Below are 18,840 nucleotides of genomic sequence, written 5' to 3'. Positions count from 1 at the left end.
ACTTTTTAGTGAATTAAATAACATAGAGAAACTATAACATGTACCTAATTAAGCTCATCAAGAAAATTTTTCATGACTTTGTAAAAACCATCTAAATCACAAAGATGGACATCATGACCACAATCCGCAAAAACTTCAAGTTTTGTATTGGGTCTTTGTGATTCCATAAGTTTAGCTTGATTCAAGTCTAATACAAAGCTTTGTAAACCATGAATGAGTAAAATTGGACAAGTAGAAGATAACCAATCTCCCCACCAGTCCCCATTGATCTTTTGTTGGGAAACTTTCATCCCTTGTACATCAAAACGAAATCCCCACCCTTTCTCATCTTCAAACACACTTTCTAAAAAATAATCGAAGTGTTTAATTCCGATCTCCTTAAGTTTTTTGCCTAGCTCTCTCAATGAAGAACTACGATTAGGGAACTTTTCAACCAAGGATAGATCGCCATGAATGACTGCACCAACATCCTCTACAATTACAGCTTTGACAAGTTCAGGATGGCGAGCAGCAAACTGATAAGCGTTCACTCCCCCTAAAGAATGACCTAATATAGTTACAGGTGCTCCTCCTAACTCCTGACAAATCAAGTTAAGAATATCTGTTATGTAGCTTTCCCGAGAGTAGTCCTTGTCAAGGGGGTGATCACTCCAACCGTGTCCACGTTGATCTAAACTAATCACTCGCCAATTTTTGAATCTAGATGCTATTTCTGAAAAAGTTCTAGCATTACCAAAGTGTCCATGTAACATAAGCAGGATATTTTCACTTACACCGCCAAAATCAAGATAAGAAAGCTTTATACTTCCAGATTGAAAATACCTTCTACTTGCTATACCATTCTTGAATGAATGAATCATCTTATCTCCTCCTTATATGAATTAATCAATTTCCCTTACAATAATGATCTTATTGTACATTACAATAGTGACAAACGATGTCATGTTTAGATGGAGGGATTTATGTCTAAGGCAAAAAGATTAAATGAAATGATAATGATGGTTAATCGCAAGAAAAGATTTACTGTTGGAGAATTAGCACTAGAATTTGAGGTATCCAAAAGAACTATATTGCGAGATTTACAAGAGTTGAGCGAGATGGGTGTACCCTTATATTCAGAAGTAGGACCTCATGGCGGTTATCAAGTCTTAAAAGAAAGAATTCTTCCTCCCATCGCATTTACTGAAGACGAAGCGGTAGCTATATTTTTTTCGATTCATGCATTAAGGCATTATATTTCTCTCCCATTTAATATTGAGTATGAATCAATTAAAAGAAAATTTTATCTAAATCTTTCTGGAGATCTTCGAGATACCATTGATCAAATGCAAGATAAAGTGGATTTTGTAACAACACACCAACAAGAACACATCCCATTTTTAAGACAGCTATTAGATGCAGCCATTCAACAGGATGTTCTTATCATCCACTATGAGACAAATGGAGACTCCCACTTAAGAAAAATCCAACCGATTGGGATATATGCCAAGGAAGGAAAGTGGTATTGTCCATCTTATTGTTTTCTTAGAAAAGATTATCGAGTTTTTAGATGTGATCGTATAAAATCTGTAGACCTCGATGGAAATAACGATCCCATTGATCTATCAAATATCAGCTTAAAGAACCGCTTTTCAATCCTTAATAGAAATAAAGAAATATTAGAATTGCATGTAGAGTTAACTGCAAAAGGAGTGGAACAATGCAGTTCCATTGAATGGCCCCATATATATTTAAGGAAAAGAGAGGATGGTTCAGGATTTCTAGAAGGATTCATTTCAAAACATGATGTCAATTTTTTCTCCAATTACTTTCTTTCATACGGGGAAAATGCACGGATACAAAAGCCTTTTGAGTTAATCGCATCAACAAAAGAAAAACTAATTAAAATTTTAGACCAGTATAGCGAATCTAGCTCCTGATTATCTACATGATCTTGTCAGACCCTATTATAAAAACAGAGCAACACTCCCTAAAATAGCGTTGCTCTATCGACTTGCTCCGCAAGAATACTGTAACAAAAAAGATTACACTCTGATTACCTCCGAAAATACATTTCCTTTGCTTCATCGATTGAGGTCACATCACAAAGCTTTTCGATATCTTCGTAGTTATGACTAATCATTAAAATCGTACATTGCTTCAGTCAGATTATAGTCTTACTCTATTTTGATCGTAATTTCTTTAAAAAATGAAATGCTTTGGTTAGTTGCTATTATCAACCTTCTTATGAACTGGAGTAAAGTGTTCGCAATGACTTTGACAAAGGTATTCTTTTAAAACGAGGTATGTTTATTATTGACCGGATGTTCAATCAATAATAAAATAAGGGTGTAATTGGTAATCCATATTTATTCGGAATGGGGGAGTTCTGAATGGATCTTTATTATGAGGTTCATGGTAAAGGGAAGCCCGTAATTCTTCTTCATAGTGGTGGAGCAGATCTAAGAGATTGGAAGTATCTTGTACCCCTTTTATCCAAACATTATCAGGTGATTGCATTTGATGGACGGGGTGCAGGCAAGTCTCCATCTCCGATCACACCCCCCAATTATGTAGAAGACTTGCTGAATCTGCTCAATTACTTTGGACTTGAGAAGGCAACGGTCATTGGTCACTCGATAGGCGGGCAAGTCGCTACCGATTTTGCATTGGAATATCCAGATAAAGTATCCGAACTTGTGTTGATTGCTCCTGGATTATCAGGATTCGATTTATCCGAAGAGTTTAAAGAATGGATGCAAAAAATCAATGAGGTTTTTCCTAACAAAGATCGAGTAATTGAGCTTGCATTTGATGCTCCATCGTATCAAATCGTGATGTCAGGACCACATCGAGATTTGATGCTTGACATGTTTAGGCACCATTTACAGAAGACTTCTGAGTGGAAAACTTTTGAATCGATTTGGCCCCAACCTCCAGCAAACAATCGATTAGATCAACTGAAAGTGAAGACCCTATACCTCATCGGTGATCATGAAATTCCAGATAACATTCGTATTAAAGAGCAATTCCGACAACAAGTTCCCGATATACGTATTGCTACAATCCATGGTGCAGATCATATGCCTACGTTAACTCATCCACATGCTTTGTATGAACATATCACTCGTTTTTTGGGGGACTAAGAGATTCTATGCCACGTACACCCGAAGAAAGTGAACGCATTCGACAAATCACAAAAGAAAAAATTTATCTGGCGGCGTTGGAACTATTCATTCAGCAAGGATATCACGCAACATCTATTAGCGAGGTATCCAAACAAGCGAACATATCTAAAGGGCTGATCTATCATTACTTTAAGGGGAAAGAAGATCTTCTTGCGACAATTATTGAGACTAGGATCAGGGAAATAACGGACGTCATGGAGCAGGCACTCGCTAAAGAAACACCGACAGAACAAATTCGATCCATCGTAGAGGGTGCGATGGATCATGTATGGAAAAAGCCTGAAGCACATCAATTCTTTCTTCATATGCAGACACAACCAAAGTCCGACCAAGTATTAACTAAGTACAGTCAAATGCTAATCGAGGAAGCCGCTAGACAATTTGAACTACAATGCAAGATTTTTGAAAAGCTTGGAGTGAAAGAGCCCGTCAAACGTTCCTTATACTTTTCATCTTCACTACAAGGAATTATGTTAATGATCTCCACGTATCCACAACAATTTCCGATCGAAGAAATCAAAAAACAAATGATCCAAGAGTTCTGTACACTCGAAGCGTAGAGCATTAATGATATCCACCATTTTTTGTTAGTAAATGCATGATAAGTTTGCCCTTTAATGGAGAGCAAAATAAAGAACCACTTGTATCAATTATCAATATTCATCGTTTATAAAGCTTAATAAAAGCTAAGATCGCAACAATCAATGATTAGACTGCATAACCCATTGTCCTTTCAATTTCAGATGTTCTTTTTCTTTTAGACATAAAAAATCCCCCTTTGTTAGTTAAAGGAGGGATCGCATTACATATTTTTCAAGAAGTTTGATAATCTCTATGACTCTTCTTCAATTAAGTCTGCTATTTGCTCTATATTCTTTTAACAGAAAAAAAATAAAGAATTCCACCGACCATCCAGTATGGCTCCCAAAAAATTAACCTCCAAAACGTTGCATATGAGTCTAAGTCAAATTCTAGAATATTAAATGTACTTAATGTAATTGTGGTGAAATTAAGAAGACCATACAAGAATAATAAGATTCCTATAGCTTTAGTCGCATAATAAAGCATTTTTCCCATTATAGAATTCTTCCAGCGAATAAGTAGCATCAACAGTAAAATTAAACCGAGTAATTTAATGAAACCCGTAAACCAAAGAATTGCGACGAACGAACGTGAAGGATTTAGGGCCATCTCGTAAATAGATCCTCCTAGGGATCTAACCCCCAATAGGCCACCCATTGCCCAATAAAAACTCATTCCTGAAAAAATAACTGTCCAAATACTGCCCATCACTATAAACCAATAGTTCTTCTTCACTAAAAACCTCTTTCTTGTTTAAAGTTTTCCTATTAAATTTAACCTCTAACACTGACAATATTCGATCCCATTAATCATCACAGCAAATAATATCATAAGTAGCCCAATAGCTTACAGATGATCTATAGGCAAAGGTTCCATATCTACAAATTTTTCATACCAACTATTTAAAGGGATGTGTGCACCATTTTCTACATCTAACGCTTTTATTCTAAGAACAAACATACCCCCTCTTTCGAAAATCCTGATTAAAGGTTCATATACACTTAGATATTTACTAGCTTCTGAATGTTTGTCGGCATATTTTGCTAATTGTATATAGTATTCAACTACCTTTTTTTATATATACTATCATCTAAAAATTCTGGGGCTTCTTTGCAATAGTCCGAAAGGTCTACTTCTCCATCCACATCACCGAGTAGTTTTGCTATATTTGCAACCAGCGGTACTATTGGTTTGATTGATTCATCCTTAAAAACAATCTCCTCAAAAATTCATAAGCTAAGTCAACATCTTCTTTTGATCCATTTGTACCTACTCGATCCCATTTCACATTATTGATTCTATCTATAACCTCATTCAGAACCATTCTTCCCACCTCATAGTTAATATTTAATAGGTTTATCTATATGCATATCTATAATCGTATCTCAGAAAACTAAGAATTAATATCCCAGTACGAAGATATCATCTATTCATAATCCCCCACTACAAACTATGAAATAAAAAAGCACCACAATGTAAGAACTCTCTTTTATTGTTGTATAAAGTGTAAATATTTCTTTGATGGACCCCTATAATGATCCCAGACGATTAAGCCTGTTCAACATTTCTGTTCTCTGCATTACTAAATCTTTCTTTTCAGTTTCTGGTAGTCATTTTTCTAAGTCGTCCATATTGAATTGTTCTAGTTCTTTTTGTATCTCTTTTAGACGGTCAATAGAATTTATCCCTTTAGATAACAATAATTTAGTCAGTTCGATCTTCATTATCATATTCTTACTGGATGTATGGCTATACACTTGTGCACAACCGGCTGTCACAGTATCAAAAAAAAGAACCGATTTTCCCTTATCTAAGGAATCATCAGCTTCTATCTGTTATTAGAATCTCAACTTTTATTGAATTTAGAAGTCGTGATTATGAGGAAATGCTTAAATCCCTTTTCCTCCTCTTGGTACAAGAGTATTTATTCTCTCCATTCCTGCGATAATTGGTTTCGCACGTTGGATTAATGTTTGAGTCGATTCCAATGATAAAGAGGCTTGATGAGCACTCTCATTACTCCAGATCTCATAAACAAATACTGAATTTGGGTCATCATGAGATACATTGACAAGATAGATCTCACAATTATCTAGTGTCTCCATAGATCTTGCTGCTTCTAACAAAATTTCCACCAATGTGTCTCGCTCACCTTCTTTTGCGATCAGCTTCCCAAACAATCCAAATTTACTCATTTTGATTCCCCCTCGTTTTCCATTCATATATTATTAAAGAGATTCGATAGTATAGGTAAGTTACCTGTAAATGACAAACCAATTTTTTAAAAAATCAACACTACACAGTGAAATCCACATTTTACAGCGGATAAAAAGAATCTATTTTTATAGAAAGTTTGATCATCCCATTGAACCTTTTTTAACATAGGTCCCTTTTAATTAAATAAGAAAAGGAACTGATGTTAGCCAGTTCCTCACTTAAGTTAATATTATTTATGCTCACTTATATGCAACCATTCATCACTACTATCAACTAATTGCTGTAATTCATTTAAAAATTTGCTTGCGTGATATCCATCACAAACCGCGTGATGTACTTGTAATGAAATAGGGAGCAAAATTGTATCCCTTTGTTTGAATAGGAGGCAACTTTCACTGTTCTCATAATTACACATCCCTCTAAATGTTAAGAACCACGCAAAACAGCCTGGACTCGAGGTTCCAGGCTGTTTCTTTATTGGCTTAATGTAAGCAAGTAGAAGCCATAGTCTGTCTGCGTACCAGGATGTCCGATCTGCCTAAGCATGGCTGTGACATTCCCGCGATGATATGTTCCGTGATTCACGATATGTTGAATGTAATCCACATAACGGGCTTTAAACTCCCCATATGGGCACATCGCTTCAATGTCTTCATGATTCGTGATATACTCCCTAAAACTATCACTCAGTTCGATCATCATTTGATTAAGCTCTTCAATACGCTTGCCTTTTGTTTCGGCTACCAATCGATCCGTTGATTTCTTTAATTCCTCAAAATATGTGGCTGACAAGTCAGTGACTCCTCCTTTGGAAAGGAACGTCAACCAATTGTAATCGGCCTCGTAGATGTGCGTCATTGCATCGTAGATCGTTGGAAACACACTTTTAATCTCCTTGTGATATACCACTTCGGAAATGTCTTGTAAATGTGCGCATACCTTCTTGTTAGCCCAAACATGATAATCATACTGCTGTAAGACGTGTTGCTTCACTTGTTATTCACCTCTCAATAGGGAATCACGCAGTTTATGGGCAGCTATGCGCAAGGCCCCTCATGAGCTTACCCGTGAACACGATTTGTTTTCATATCAAACGCCACTGATCTTCATTTAAGTATATTTAATCTGAATTTTTAAATGATGTAAATTGGTTATGTTTTCAGGTATCTAAATGTCCTTAAAAACAACTAATGGCCTCGCCCACTGATCACAAAAGACGAAGCCATTGGTTGTTTTTACATCAAAAAATTAACTATAGATCAGTTCTTTTTTGCTTAGACCAAGCGTCTGCGCTGTTGAAGTAAAAATTTCTTGGTAGAGTTCTGGGTTTTCCACAAGTGACACACCATAAGAAGGAATCATTTCTTTTATTTTCGGCTCCCACCCTTTCATTTGTTGTGGGAAGCATTTTTCCAATACTTCAAGCATAACGTGAACAGCAGTAGAAGCACCCGGAGAAGCGCCAAGCAATGCAGCGATCGAGCCATCAGCGGCGCTAACAACTTCCGTGCCAAATTGAAGGGTTCCTTTACCCCCAGCTTCCGTATCTTTGATCACTTGTACACGCTGACCCGCTACTACTATACTCCAATCCTCGCTTTTGGCGTTTGGAATAAACTCACGTAATTCTTCCATGCGCTTTTCATTCGATAACATAAGTTGCTGGATCAGGTATTTTGTCAATGCCATCTCTTTTACGCCTGCTGCCAACATAGTCAAGACATTATTCGGTTTTACGGAACCGATCAAATCAAAATTTGAACCTGTTTTTAAGAACTTTGGTGAGAAGCCAGCAAACGGTCCAAATAACAATGTTTTTTTGTTGTCGATATATCTTGTATCAAGATGCGGAACAGACATTGGTGGAGCACCCACCTTAGCTTTACCGTATACTTTGGCATGATGCTGTTCTACAACTTCCTGATTGTTACATACCATAAATAGTCCGCTTACCGGAAACCCTCCAATATGTTTTGACTCGGGAATACCGGTTTTTTGTAATAAAGGTAGACTTCCACCCCCACCACCGATAAAGACGAATTTTGCAGTATGGTATTCGATATTACCGCTATTGATATCTTGCACTTTCACTTCCCACAAGCCATCGCTAGTACGTTTCAGATCCTTAACACTATGCTTGTAGTTGATCTCGACGTTTTTACTCTGTAAATGGTCAAACAATATGCGTGTTAAAGCACCAAAGTTGACATCTGTTCCAGAATCAATTTTTGTTGCCGCAATCGGTTCATTCGATGTACGACCTTCCATGATCAGCGGAATCCATTCCTTCAGCTTTTCAAGGTCATTGGTGAATTCCATCTCTTGAAACAAGGGGTTTTTTGACAGCACTTCAAAACGTTTTTTCAAAAACGTTACATTTTTTTCCCCTTGTACTAAACTTATATGAGGGATTGGCATGATAAAGTTCTGTGGATTTCGAATCAGATTGCTGTTTACAAGATATGACCAAAATTGTCTTGAAAGCTGAAACTGTTGATTAATTTTTATTGCTTTGTTAATATCTATAGATCCGTCAGATTTTTCGGATGTATAGTTAAGCTCGCACAATGCAGAATGGCCAGTACCCGCATTATTCCATTCATTAGAGCTCTCCTCTCCTGCACTTGCGAGTTTCTCAAACACTTTGATTTCCCATTCAGGTGCTAACTCTTTCAGTAATGACCCCAAAGTCGCGCTCATGACTCCAGCGCCAATTAAGATAACATCTGTTTTTCTCTGTATTTTACTCATTATAAACTTCCTCTTCCCCTATTATATTACAAATAGTAGGCACTCCTGCTATAGATATCACAAATAGCAAGGCGCCATAGGAACACACCTTTTCAGCCTCAATTATAACTATATCATAGTCTATTATAGTTATTTATAGTTCGAAATATATCCTATCAATGATCCTATGATTTCTAACGATCCAAATCTAGTTAAAATGTCAGAGTTCCGTCCACAAGACCTTAGAACACATAAAACTTGCTAGGGTTAAGAATTCGTTTGCTTCCATATATTGTTTTGGAATAAAGTTGGATTAAAAACTGTTCATATATGCCTAAACTTATTTTAAGGTCTGTTATGATTGAATTCCCATCATGTTTTTACATTTGGACATAAAAACACCCCCTTTAGACAATCAAATCTAAAGGGGTAAACAGAGTGCTTTTAACGAAACAACTCGATTCGAAACTGTACAACTTTATTTCAAATCCACAACAGATTGTTCAAACAACCTACGTATTACTCAACCGTTACACTCTTAGCCAAGTTTCTTGGCTTATCTACATCATATTCAAGTGCCACACAGGTATAGTAAGCGAGTAGTTGCAATGGAACCACCGTAAGCACAGGTGCTAGCAGATCAATCGTCCGTGGGATGGTGATTACTTCGTCTACAGATTTTTGTAGTTCTTGATCTCCTTCGACAGCGATGCCCAATACATAAGCTCCACGGGCTTTGACTTCTTGGATGTTGCTGACCATTTTGTCAAAGATGGAGGATTGGGTGGCGAGTGAGATCACTGGGATGCCTTCTTCGATCAGTGCCAAGGTTCCATGCTTGAGTTCTCCAGCCGCATATGCTTCTGAGTGGATGTAGGAGAGCTCTTTCAACTTGAGTGATCCTTCTAAGGCTACAGCATAGTCAAGTCCACGTCCTAGGAAGAATAGGCTGGAATGTTTGGTGATCGACTGAGCAAAGGCTTCTACTGTTTTTTCTTGTTGTAAGACTTCTTCGACTTGGGTTGGTAGCTCAGTGAGATGACCCACGATTTTTGCTAATTCTGCTGCTCTCTTGTGTCCACGTACTTGAGCAAAGTAAGTACCGAGCAAGTAGATGGCGATTAACTGGGAGATATAGGCCTTGGTAGATGCTACAGCGATCTCAGGACCTGCCCAAGTGATAATCACATCATCAGCTTCACGAGCAACAGAGCTTCCCACTACGTTGGTAATCGCAATGACACGAGCACCTTGTCGTTTCGCTTCGCGGAGAGCGGCTAAGGTATCAGCGGTCTCACCGGATTGGCTGACAACAACAACGAGTGTGCGATCAGTGATGATCGGATTACGGTAACGATATTCAGATGCTACGTCACATTCCACTGGAATCCGCGCGAGATCTTCGATCACATATTTACCAACCAATCCAGCATGATAAGCGGTTCCACATGCGACAAAGTGAATCTTTTCGATCTGAGCAATCTCTTCGGTAGACAATTTCACTTCGCTTGAAAGATCGACAACTCCATCTTTGATCCGACCCGCCAGAGTATCCCGAATAGCTTTAGGTTGTTCATAGATCTCTTTCATCATGAAGTGGTCATATCCACCTTTTTCAGCAGTAGCAATATCCCAATTCACACGCATCGAATCACGATGGACTGGAGTTCCGTCTACTCTCATCAAAGTGACTTCATTTGGCTCTAGTACAGCCATTTCACCATCTTCTAAGATATAAACATCGCGAGTATGTTTTAGGATCGCTGGAATATCTGAAGCGATAAAGTTTTCTCCTTCACCGAGTCCGACGACTAATGGACTCGCATAACGAACAGCTACGATTTTGTCAGGTTCGTTTTCGCTCAGAATTCCGAGTGCATAGGCACCATCCAAGCGTTTGATCACGTCTTGCACCGTGGATACAAGATCCCCATTCCAACATTCAGCCAATAACTTAGCAACGACTTCAGAGTCCGTTTCAGAAGTAAATGTATGTCCTTGGTTGATCAATTCTTCTCTCAGTTCAATATAGTTTTCAATAATCCCGTTGTGAACGACTACAAAGCGTCCCGTTTCGTCCACAAAAGGATGAGAGTTTTCATCGGATGGTTTCCCATGAGTAGCCCAACGGGTGTGACCAATGCCTAAAGACCCTTTTAACGGATTAGCTTCTAAGATGTCTGCGAGATTGGCTAAACGACCTTTGGCTTTATTCACACCGATGGTTTCCCCATTATAGACAGCAAGCCCCGCCGAGTCATAACCACGATATTCTAACTTGCTTAAGCCCTCTAGCAAAATATTTTGAGCTTGCTTCGGTCCGATGTAACCTACGATTCCGCACATATTATGTTACCCCCTAAAAAAGTAAAGGAATAGAATATTTGTTCCAGTTTCTCTTTTTTTATCTAGTGTATTTTTGTCTGATTTTCTCTACGTCCTGTCACAAGTTTTGTACAACAAGTTACCTTGTTGGTTTGTCTTGTGACCCCACGGTTTGGACGCACAACCGGGAGGTATCCGCCGAGCATTCGATCGCCTCCACCTCGTCAACTGCAAGGTTTGATCCGGTCATCTTGCAGTCCTGGCGCTTTTACAACAAATAAAAAATAGTAAATCTTTATTTTATTGCTTTCTTTTTCAACTCCTTTAAATAAATCAAAATTTTTCATTCATGCTCTTATGCTATTCAAAAATAGCAAAAAAGTAAAGAGCGATATCAAAAAAGATACCGCTCTACTCATTTTACCCTAATTGCTTTTGAATTTCATCAGCAATTTGTTCCACATACTCTTTTAATTTTCCTTCATCAGGACCTTCAGCCATTACACGAATGAGTGGTTCGGTACCAGAAGGGCGCACTAGCACTCTGCCTTCGTCTCCTAGCTCTTCTTTTACCTTCTGGATGGCGGAGAGAATCACTTCATTGGAATCCCAACCCTGTTTATCTTTCACTTTTACGTTCAGTAGAATTTGAGGATATTGGGTCATTTTTTTACTGAGACCACTTAATGTTTGTCCTGATTCTTTCACAACCCTTAATAATTGCACAGCTGTTAACATTCCATCTCCAGTTGTATTATGATCTAGAAAAATGATATGTCCAGACTGTTCGCCACCTAAGTTATAACCGCCTTCTCTCATCTTCTCCATGACATAGCGGTCACCGACTTTGGTTTGTTCCGTATGGATTTCCATCTCTTCAGTTGCTTTAAAAAAGCCTATATTACTCATCACTGTTGTCACGATGGTATCTTCTTTTAAGATGCCTCTCTCTTTTAAAAACTCACCACAGATGCACATAATATAGTCACCGTCGATCAGATTCCCTTTTTCATCCACAGCGATTAAACGATCTGCATCTCCATCAAATGCTAATCCAAGATGTGCCTGTTTTTTTAATACTTCTTCTTGCAGGCGTTCAGGGTGAGTGGAGCCACTCTCTACATTAATATTCACCCCATCTGGATTCACATGAATAGCTGTTACATCCGCTCCTAGATCTCTAAGTAGGAGTGGAGCTAGTTCATAGGCTGCTCCATGAGCACCATCTACTACGATATGCATCCCACATAGGTCTGTATCAATCGTTGATTTTAAATGTTCTAGATATACATATACGGATTCATGATCTTCCGAAACTCGGCCAATCTTTTCTGCTGTTGGTCGGGGTAGATCATCTTCTTTTTCTAAGAGAGCCTCGATCTCCGTTTCTGTCTCATCGAGTAATTTATATCCGTCAGCTCCAAAAAATTTGATTCCATTATCCTGGAACGGATTATGTGATGCGGAGATCATCACTCCTGCATCTGCTTCCAAATGACGTGTAAGAAACGCCACCCCTGGAGTGGTAACGATGCCAAGTCGAACCACGTCACACCCAATTGAAAGGATTCCTGCAATCAATGAGGCCTCCAACATTTCACCCGATAACCGAGTATCTCGCCCAATCACAACCTTGGGGTGTTCTTTATCTTTAGTCAGTACATAGGCTCCGCAACGTCCTAATCGAAATGCTAATTCGGGTGTTAACTGGCTATTCGCTACGCCCCTTACTCCGTCTGTTCCAAAATATCTACCCATACCACTTTTCTCCTCCTCATTGATAAACCAAAACCAAACAAACCTTAATGTGGTCGTAATTCAATTAAAGCTTTTTGATCCGTTTGTCCCACTGCTTGGATAAAGGAAGGCATTCGGAAGCGGATCGGTACCTGATGCTTTCCTGCTGGCAGATTAGATACGTCTACATATGCCTGAATATCGCTCGTACCTATCTGGACTAACTGGTTGGGTGCACCTGAGAGAGAAACATTTAATTGTCCGTTTGACGGCGAAAGGATGACTGCGTCTAGCCCTTGACCAACGCCTGTTATTTGGATGGGTACTCGGTCCACTTTTTTTATGCTCGCAGGAACCATTTTAACATAGATCTCTACTTGTTTGGGCTCTACTTTCGTTGCTTCTCCCCGAATGGGAACAGGGATTTGAAAGGTTCGATCAGTCACGACATTGGAAAGATCGAGACTTGGTCCAACATAATATTCAAGTGCATCAATATAGCTTTGTGTCCCATAAACAGTGACCTGATCAGTGCTAGGCTTAATACTTTCAATGGCATATCCAGTAGGTGGATTCTTACTAACATCGATCTGAAGCGGCACTCGTTTATAGGGGCTATTAATGGCAATATCTACTTCGGCAACTTCTGGAAAGATCTGCACTTTAGGCAATGGACCATTCTCGCCATACACTTGTAATTTTACTTTTTTCTTGATAGAAGTCGTAGTTTCATCCAAATTGATAGTTGCCTTAACAGTTTTCACCTGATCCAAACGAGATTCAATCCCCCTCACCAATACTTTTGATGGATTTGGGATCGGAGGGCTTACTTTATAACCATCAGGAACTTTACCAACTAAATTGACTTCTACCGGCATTTCGCGTTGTAATTTTTCTTCAAGTTCAACATTAATTGTTTCAGGAATCACTTTATAACGAACTCCGTATGGAAGTCCCTCAACTTTGACAGGGATCTGATCATGTTTGCCAGATCCCAATTTTGTCAGATCCACATAAACACGATATGAAGAAGGTAAATGTTCCAGTGCATATTTGTCCCCTGAAAGAGTAAGCTCAATCCCGTTCGTCATTTGAATGAGTTCAAAACGCTCTCGGTCATATTTGGGGTAGATCTGTACATTTTTAATTCTTGTATCAGCTAGAGTATCCGTAGGATCAGGAAAAGAAGCTTCTGTAACGGTTAACCACATGACAATTGCAATACCTACAGAAATGAGACGGAGGACAGTATCATTTTCTAACCATTTATTCATCCTTTACCTTCCCCTCCTTTTCTTTACGAGCCCAGAATACCTGTGTCGTTTTTTCAGGAGGTTTCAGCTCTTGATAAAGTCTAGTGACAAATTCTTCTTCGTTCATCCCTCTCTCTAAATTCCCATGGGTCGCTAGAGAGATATGACCTGTCTCTTCTGAAACAATAACCACCACTGCGTCTGAGATTTCACTCAAACCAATCCCCGCTCGATGCCTCGTTCCTAATTCTTTACTGATAAATGGGTTTTCAGATAAAGGAAGATAACAACCAGCAGCCATCAATCGACCGTTACGAACGATCACCGCCCCATCATGCAAGGGGGTATTGGGTAAGAATATATTTTTCAGTAATTCGGAGCTTAATTTAGCCTCCACTTGAATCCCTGTTTCAATATAGTCAGAAAGACCTGTTTGACGTTCCAATACAATAAGCGCTCCTATATGTCTCCTTGACAAATGAGAAACTGCTTTTGAAACTTCACCAACCACTTTAGCTGCGATCTGATCTTCAATCTGTCTACTCCTACCGAGAAAGCCTCCTCTTCCCAATTGTTCCAAGGCTCGGCGCAATTCTGGCTGGAATATAATAATCACGGCGATGACACCGACAGAAAATAAATTTTGAATTAACCATTTTAATGTAGACAAGTGAAAGATATTGCTTATCAACCAGATCGCGATCAGTACAGTGATTCCCTTTAATAACTGAATGGCCCTAGTTCCACGCAATAACACTAATAATTGATACATGATATAGCTGACGATTAATATATCAACGATGTCACTTAGATATCTGGTTATTGTTCCATCAAATAATTGCATGAGCGCCTCCAACAAAAATCAATCCTTTATTATTATGCTACCCAAGGAGCACTGGGAAACATTTTATTATTCTTTAAAGAGAAAGTTGTAAAATCACCTGTTCCATCAAGTTGTGTCTATTGAATCATTGAAAAACAGCCAAGCAGCTCATACAATGAATCTTTCATTCACTATTCTGATGAGTATAGTCCAACTTTCACGCACCTGATCAGCTTGATGGCATGAATATAAAGTCACCATCAGGACGAAAAAAGCTCCATATGTTGTTCTATTGCTCTATATTCATAAGACATCAAATAATAGTATATAAAAAAAGAATAAGACCAGACAGGATCTAGTAATTAATAGTATTTTTCAGTAAATATACTTCCCAAAGCATAAAAAGCTTCCTAATGAGAGGAAGCCTAGTTTTCAACCTAACGAACTCCCTATTAACCAGTTGATAAACATCTATTGCAATTCGGGGCGTTAATAGGGAATTGTCCAAAAATAGATTGATTTTGTCGTTCCTCTTTTGGGATCATCTTTTACTTCACTCATACAAAAGTGAGTCGTGAGTTTCCTGCCCTTTCATTTTCCTATGATGTATACACTATAGTAATCATTTGCCTAATTCCTTGATGCTTATTTGTTGCAGAGGACTAACTTTAGATGCTATCTCCTTATCACGCATTTTTTGTTAAATAATCCCTTCTCAGCAAACAGAACTTCGCAATCCAGAAGGTATGATCCACACTAAAAGGTCAGTTTTATCTCTTCTTGTGATTAGAACAAACCATTCCATTCCCCATTGCAAGATTGCACCTGGGTTGTCGTAAAGTTCATTTCTATCTATTTTTTATTATGCCATATTTTCGGGATTTCTCTCAAACCAAGTTTATTCACCAAAAAACGTAACCAATAAAATTGGTTACGCTTTCAATAAATGACTGTATACATAACTTATAATACTTTTTTACCAAACACAGATCCCATCAATGCAACAGCAACTTGGGCCGTATGATTCTCACGGTCTAAGATTGGATTAACTTCTACGAATTCTGCTGAAGTGAGGATCTTTGATTCAGCTAGCATCTCCATAGCTAAATGACTTTCTCGATACGTCATCCCACCCGGTACAGGAGTTCCCACTCCCGGACAATCATTGGGATCTAATCCATCTAAATCAAGACTAAGATGAACTCCATCCGTTCCATTTGATGCAATGGTGATTGCTTCCTCCATCACTTTAGCCATACCAATCCGGTCGATCTCATGCATCGTAAAAACCTTAATACCCAGTTCACGAATTAACTGACGCTCTCCCAAATCTAATTCTCGAGCTCCAATAATCACTGTATGTTCTGGAAGAACTTTAGGGGCAAATCCACCAATCTGAACCAGATCCGAATGTCCAAGTCCTAAACTAATCGCTAAGGACATTCCATGAATATTTCCAGACGGGGAAGTCTCTCCAGTGTTTAAATCTCCGTGGGCATCAAACCAGATGAGTCCAAGTCGCCGATAATGTTTAGCTACACCAGCAACTGTTCCAATCGCCATACTATGATCACCGCCAAATACTAGCGGAAAACGACCCTTTGTCACTACTTCTGACACTGTATTTGCTAGTTCTTCATTCACATGTCTAATCGCATCTAGATATTTTAAATGTGGATCACCGATCTTGATTGATTCAGGACTGGGCACATGGAGATCTCCCAAATCCTCTACCTCATAGCCCAAGTCTATAAGCATCTGTTGAGCTAAAGCATAGCGAATAGCACTTGGTCCCATATCTACTCCACGACGCCCTTGTCCTAAATCTAAAGGCATTCCGATAATTGATATTGGTTTTTTTTTCATAAAAAAAACTACTCCTTTAATCAAAAACTAAACGACTTTATTTTAACATAGCACTATTTTACCAACAAAAATAATTTGGGTTTGATTGGAATATTTATTCAGTTACAGGTATAAACTCCCCAAGATAACCCAAAATATTTATCCATCGATCTATTTATCAGAAAATGTAAAACAAGAAGTGGAGATAGAAAAGATGGGTACTTTCGCTTTCAAATGATTAACTAAAAACGAAATGGCTTTTTATTACAATATGTATAAAAATTTTTTATACACAAACTTTATTGGACAAGTTATACATACAAAAACAAAGTTGAGCATCCTTACCTTGCTATGAGTTTTTTACAAACAAAAAACCCCCAGAAATTCTCCTGGAGGTTTTTGCTACTCGTCTTTAGTCAAGACAAGGGAATAACTCTTGAACTTGACACTTTCGTATACATAGGATTTTACCTGAATGGTGAGCCATGAAGGACTCGAACCTTCGACCCTCTGATTAAAAGTCAGATGCTCTACCAACTGAGCTAATGGCTCGTACTATGGCGGAGCTGACGGGATTCGAACCCGCGATCTCCTGCGTGACAGGCAGGCATGTTAGGCCTCTACACCACAGCTCCACATGGTGGACGGTGACGGGATCGAACCGCCGACCCTCTGCTTGTAAGGCAGATGCTCTCCCAGCTGAGCTAACCGTCCATATAAAAAGGCTAGAATACAACTCTTCTAGCCACAAAACTTCGTTATGGTGACCCGTAGGGGATTCGAACCCCTGCATGCCAGCGTGAAAGGCTGGTGTGTTAAACCGCTTCACCAACGGGCCATGCTGGAGCTTCCTACCAGGCTCGAACTGGTGACCTCTTCCTTACCATGGAAGCGCTCTGCCAACTGAGCTAAGGAAGCATGGCTCCTCAGGCAGGACTCGAACCTGCAACCTACCGGTTAACAGCCGGGCGCTCTACCATTGAGCTACTGAGGAATATTGGAGCGGGTGAAGGGAATCGAACCCTCGCAAACGGCTTGGAAGGCCGATGTTCTACCACTGAACTACACCCGCATCTGGAGCGGAAGACGGGATTCGAACCCGCGACCCTCGCCTTGGCAAGGCGATGCTCTACCCCTGAGCCACTTCCGCATATAATTTCACCTAAATGGTGAGCCATGAAGGACTCGAACCTTCGACCCTCTGATTAAAAGTCAGATGCTCTACCAACTGAGCTAATGGCTCATAGTTTGGCTGGGAGAGTAGGGTTCGAACCTACGCATGACGGAGTCAAAGTCCGTTGCCTTACCACTTGGCTACCTCCCAAGATATTTGGTGGAGGGAGTAGGATTCGAACCTACGAAGGCGAAGCCAGCGGATTTACAGTCCGCCCCATTTGGCCACTTTGGTATCCCTCCATATTTGGTGGACGGTGACGGGATCGAACCGCCGACCCTCTGCTTGTAAGGCAGATGCTCTCCCAGCTGAGCTAACCGTCCATGAATGGAATTAGTCTTCTCTATTAAATTACTTGGTGACCCGTAGGGGATTCGAACCCCTGCATGCCAGCGTGAAAGGCTGGTGTGTTAAACCGCTTCACCAACGGGCCGTTCTGGAGCGGAAGACGGGATTCGAACCCGCGACCCTCGCCTTGGCAAGGCGATGCTCTACCCCTGAGCCACTTCCGCATACAATCTCACCTAAATGGTGAGCCATGAAGGACTCGAACCTTCGACCCTCTGATTAAAAGTCAGATGCTCTACCAACTGAGCTAATGGCTCATAGTTTGGCTGGGAGAGTAGGGTTCGAACCTACGCATGACGGAGTCAAAGTCCGTTGCCTTACCACTTGGCTACCTCCCAAGATATTTGGTGGAGGGAGTAGGATTCGAACCTACGAAGGCGAAGCCAGCGGATTTACAGTCCGCCCCATTTGGCCACTTTGGTATCCCTCCATATTTGGTGGACGGTGACGGGATCGAACCGCCGACCCTCTGCTTGTAAGGCAGATGCTCTCCCAGCTGAGCTAACCGTCCATGAATGGAATTAGTCTTCTCTATTAAATTACTTGGTGACCCGTAGGGGATTCGAACCCCTGCATGCCAGCGTGAAAGGCTGGTGTGTTAAACCGCTTCACCAACGGGCCATGCTGGAGCTTCCTACC

At 39.8% G+C, this 18,840-nt stretch carries 13 protein-coding genes, 19 tRNA genes and 1 pseudogene; 3 read left to right on the top strand and 30 right to left on the bottom strand.

Annotation, left to right across the window (positions count from 1 at the left end; genetic code table 11):
• Positions 1 to 44: 44 nt before the first annotated feature.
• Positions 45 to 860, bottom strand: coding sequence for an alpha/beta fold hydrolase (locus EDD58_RS12100; RefSeq protein ID WP_131925935.1), 816 nt, complete (start codon positions 858 to 860; stop codon positions 45 to 47).
• Positions 861 to 962: 102 nt separating this feature from the next.
• Here EDD58_RS12100 and EDD58_RS12095 point away from each other — a divergent pair, with 102 nt between their 5' ends.
• The 3 genes from EDD58_RS12095 to EDD58_RS12085 all read left to right on the top strand — a co-directional run bounded on the left by EDD58_RS12095 (position 963) and on the right by EDD58_RS12085 (position 3,727).
• Complete coding sequence (locus EDD58_RS12095) at positions 963 to 1,919, top strand: helix-turn-helix transcriptional regulator (RefSeq protein ID WP_131925933.1); 957 nt, start codon at positions 963 to 965, stop codon at positions 1,917 to 1,919.
• Positions 1,920 to 2,372: 453 nt separating this feature from the next.
• Entirely contained in the window at positions 2,373 to 3,125 is a 753-nt protein-coding gene (locus EDD58_RS12090) for an alpha/beta fold hydrolase (RefSeq protein ID WP_131925931.1), read from the top strand.
• 8 nt (positions 3,126 to 3,133) lie between these two features.
• A complete protein-coding gene (locus EDD58_RS12085; protein ID WP_131925929.1) occupies positions 3,134 to 3,727 on the top strand; it encodes a TetR/AcrR family transcriptional regulator in 594 nt (197 codons plus the stop codon).
• 307 nt (positions 3,728 to 4,034) lie between these two features.
• On the opposite strand, the gene EDD58_RS12080 is transcribed toward EDD58_RS12085, so the two are convergent.
• The 29 genes and pseudogenes from EDD58_RS12080 to EDD58_RS11935 form a co-directional block, all read right to left on the bottom strand.
• Positions 4,035 to 4,457 carry a DUF3995 domain-containing protein gene (locus EDD58_RS12080; protein ID WP_243648732.1) on the bottom strand — a complete coding sequence of 141 codons (423 nt, stop codon included), beginning with the start codon at positions 4,455 to 4,457 and terminating at the stop codon, positions 4,035 to 4,037.
• Between the two features lie 1,181 nt (positions 4,458 to 5,638).
• Positions 5,639 to 5,944: a putative quinol monooxygenase gene (locus tag EDD58_RS12070; protein WP_131925925.1), complete on the bottom strand. Its 306-nt coding sequence runs from the start codon at positions 5,942 to 5,944 to the stop codon at positions 5,639 to 5,641.
• Between the two features lie 251 nt (positions 5,945 to 6,195).
• Positions 6,196 to 6,345, bottom strand: a pseudogene (locus tag EDD58_RS12065) (CatA-like O-acetyltransferase); the annotation flags it as partial.
• A gap of 95 nt (positions 6,346 to 6,440) precedes the next feature.
• Positions 6,441 to 6,959, bottom strand: a complete 519-nt coding sequence (locus EDD58_RS12060; RefSeq protein ID WP_131925923.1) for a DinB family protein — start codon at positions 6,957 to 6,959, stop codon at positions 6,441 to 6,443.
• Positions 6,960 to 7,214: 255 nt separating this feature from the next.
• Positions 7,215 to 8,717: a malate:quinone oxidoreductase gene (locus tag EDD58_RS12055; RefSeq protein ID WP_131925921.1), complete on the bottom strand. Its 1,503-nt coding sequence runs from the start codon at positions 8,715 to 8,717 to the stop codon at positions 7,215 to 7,217.
• Between the two features lie 498 nt (positions 8,718 to 9,215).
• Positions 9,216 to 11,042 (bottom strand): glutamine--fructose-6-phosphate transaminase (isomerizing), encoded by a 1,827-nt coding sequence (gene glmS, locus EDD58_RS12050; RefSeq protein ID WP_131925919.1) that lies wholly within the window; start codon positions 11,040 to 11,042, stop codon positions 9,216 to 9,218.
• 399 nt (positions 11,043 to 11,441) lie between these two features.
• Positions 11,442 to 12,779 carry a phosphoglucosamine mutase gene (gene glmM / locus EDD58_RS12045; RefSeq protein ID WP_131925917.1) on the bottom strand — a complete coding sequence of 446 codons (1,338 nt, stop codon included), beginning with the start codon at positions 12,777 to 12,779 and terminating at the stop codon, positions 11,442 to 11,444.
• A 44-nt stretch (positions 12,780 to 12,823) separates the two neighbouring features.
• On the bottom strand, positions 12,824 to 14,032 hold the full coding sequence (locus EDD58_RS12040; protein WP_131925915.1) for a CdaR family protein: 1,209 nt from the start codon (positions 14,030 to 14,032) through the stop codon (positions 12,824 to 12,826).
• Complete coding sequence (gene cdaA, locus EDD58_RS12035) at positions 14,025 to 14,855, bottom strand: diadenylate cyclase CdaA (RefSeq protein WP_131925913.1); 831 nt, start codon at positions 14,853 to 14,855, stop codon at positions 14,025 to 14,027. Before cdaA ends, EDD58_RS12040 begins: the two co-directional genes overlap by 8 nt.
• Before the next feature lie 942 nt (positions 14,856 to 15,797).
• On the bottom strand, positions 15,798 to 16,700 hold the full coding sequence (gene rocF, locus EDD58_RS12030; RefSeq protein ID WP_131925911.1) for an arginase: 903 nt from the start codon (positions 16,698 to 16,700) through the stop codon (positions 15,798 to 15,800).
• Between the two features lie 455 nt (positions 16,701 to 17,155).
• A tRNA-Lys gene (locus EDD58_RS12025) sits at positions 17,156 to 17,231 on the bottom strand.
• 6 nt (positions 17,232 to 17,237) lie between these two features.
• Positions 17,238 to 17,314 (bottom strand) — tRNA-Asp (locus EDD58_RS12020).
• 3 nt (positions 17,315 to 17,317) lie between these two features.
• Positions 17,318 to 17,393, bottom strand: a tRNA-Val gene (locus EDD58_RS12015).
• A gap of 47 nt (positions 17,394 to 17,440) precedes the next feature.
• Positions 17,441 to 17,517: transfer RNA gene (locus EDD58_RS12010), tRNA-Glu, on the bottom strand.
• Between the two features lie 4 nt (positions 17,518 to 17,521).
• Positions 17,522 to 17,597, bottom strand: a tRNA-Thr gene (locus tag EDD58_RS12005).
• A gap of 1 nt (position 17,598) precedes the next feature.
• Positions 17,599 to 17,673 (bottom strand) — tRNA-Asn (locus EDD58_RS12000).
• 4 nt (positions 17,674 to 17,677) lie between these two features.
• A tRNA-Gly gene (locus EDD58_RS11995) sits at positions 17,678 to 17,751 on the bottom strand.
• Positions 17,752 to 17,754: 3 nt separating this feature from the next.
• Positions 17,755 to 17,829 (bottom strand) — tRNA-Gly (locus EDD58_RS11990).
• A gap of 17 nt (positions 17,830 to 17,846) precedes the next feature.
• Positions 17,847 to 17,922: transfer RNA gene (locus tag EDD58_RS11985), tRNA-Lys, on the bottom strand.
• A 6-nt stretch (positions 17,923 to 17,928) separates the two neighbouring features.
• Positions 17,929 to 18,003 (bottom strand) — tRNA-Gln (locus EDD58_RS11980).
• A 7-nt stretch (positions 18,004 to 18,010) separates the two neighbouring features.
• Positions 18,011 to 18,095: transfer RNA gene (locus EDD58_RS11975), tRNA-Tyr, on the bottom strand.
• A 5-nt stretch (positions 18,096 to 18,100) separates the two neighbouring features.
• Positions 18,101 to 18,176 (bottom strand) — tRNA-Val (locus EDD58_RS11970).
• Between the two features lie 33 nt (positions 18,177 to 18,209).
• Positions 18,210 to 18,286: transfer RNA gene (locus EDD58_RS11965), tRNA-Glu, on the bottom strand.
• Positions 18,287 to 18,290: 4 nt separating this feature from the next.
• Positions 18,291 to 18,365: transfer RNA gene (locus EDD58_RS11960), tRNA-Gly, on the bottom strand.
• A gap of 17 nt (positions 18,366 to 18,382) precedes the next feature.
• Positions 18,383 to 18,458: transfer RNA gene (locus EDD58_RS11955), tRNA-Lys, on the bottom strand.
• Positions 18,459 to 18,464: 6 nt separating this feature from the next.
• Positions 18,465 to 18,539: transfer RNA gene (locus EDD58_RS11950), tRNA-Gln, on the bottom strand.
• Between the two features lie 7 nt (positions 18,540 to 18,546).
• A tRNA-Tyr gene (locus EDD58_RS11945) sits at positions 18,547 to 18,631 on the bottom strand.
• Between the two features lie 5 nt (positions 18,632 to 18,636).
• Positions 18,637 to 18,712 (bottom strand) — tRNA-Val (locus EDD58_RS11940).
• A 33-nt stretch (positions 18,713 to 18,745) separates the two neighbouring features.
• A tRNA-Glu gene (locus EDD58_RS11935) sits at positions 18,746 to 18,822 on the bottom strand.
• Positions 18,823 to 18,840 lie beyond the last annotated feature (18 nt).

The organism is Hazenella coriacea (assembly GCF_004341825.1).
Taxonomy (GTDB): Bacteria; Bacillota; Bacilli; order Thermoactinomycetales; family Thermoactinomycetaceae; genus Hazenella; species Hazenella coriacea.
Note: the sequence above shows the minus strand (reverse complement) of the source record. Positions and strands in the feature narration are given on the sequence as shown.

Excerpts from the sequence above, each read along its gene's own strand:
- EDD58_RS12100 (WP_131925935.1), bottom strand. The coding sequence starts at position 860 with ATGATTCATTCATTCAAGAATGGTATAGCAAGTAGAAGGTATTTTCAA.
- EDD58_RS12095 (WP_131925933.1), top strand. The coding sequence starts at position 963 with ATGTCTAAGGCAAAAAGATTAAATGAAATGATAATGATGGTTAATCGC.
- EDD58_RS12090 (WP_131925931.1), top strand. The coding sequence starts at position 2,373 with ATGGATCTTTATTATGAGGTTCATGGTAAAGGGAAGCCCGTAATTCTT.
- EDD58_RS12085 (WP_131925929.1), top strand. The coding sequence starts at position 3,134 with ATGCCACGTACACCCGAAGAAAGTGAACGCATTCGACAAATCACAAAA.
- EDD58_RS12080 (WP_243648732.1), bottom strand. The coding sequence starts at position 4,457 with ATGGGCAGTATTTGGACAGTTATTTTTTCAGGAATGAGTTTTTATTGG.
- EDD58_RS12070 (WP_131925925.1), bottom strand. The coding sequence starts at position 5,944 with ATGAGTAAATTTGGATTGTTTGGGAAGCTGATCGCAAAAGAAGGTGAG.
- EDD58_RS12055 (WP_131925921.1), bottom strand. The coding sequence starts at position 8,717 with ATGAGTAAAATACAGAGAAAAACAGATGTTATCTTAATTGGCGCTGGA.
- glmS (WP_131925919.1), bottom strand. The coding sequence starts at position 11,042 with ATGTGCGGAATCGTAGGTTACATCGGACCGAAGCAAGCTCAAAATATT.
- glmM (WP_131925917.1), bottom strand. The coding sequence starts at position 12,779 with ATGGGTAGATATTTTGGAACAGACGGAGTAAGGGGCGTAGCGAATAGC.
- EDD58_RS12040 (WP_131925915.1), bottom strand. The coding sequence starts at position 14,032 with ATGAATAAATGGTTAGAAAATGATACTGTCCTCCGTCTCATTTCTGTA.
- cdaA (WP_131925913.1), bottom strand. The coding sequence starts at position 14,855 with ATGCAATTATTTGATGGAACAATAACCAGATATCTAAGTGACATCGTT.
- rocF (WP_131925911.1), bottom strand. The coding sequence starts at position 16,700 with ATGAAAAAAAAACCAATATCAATTATCGGAATGCCTTTAGATTTAGGA.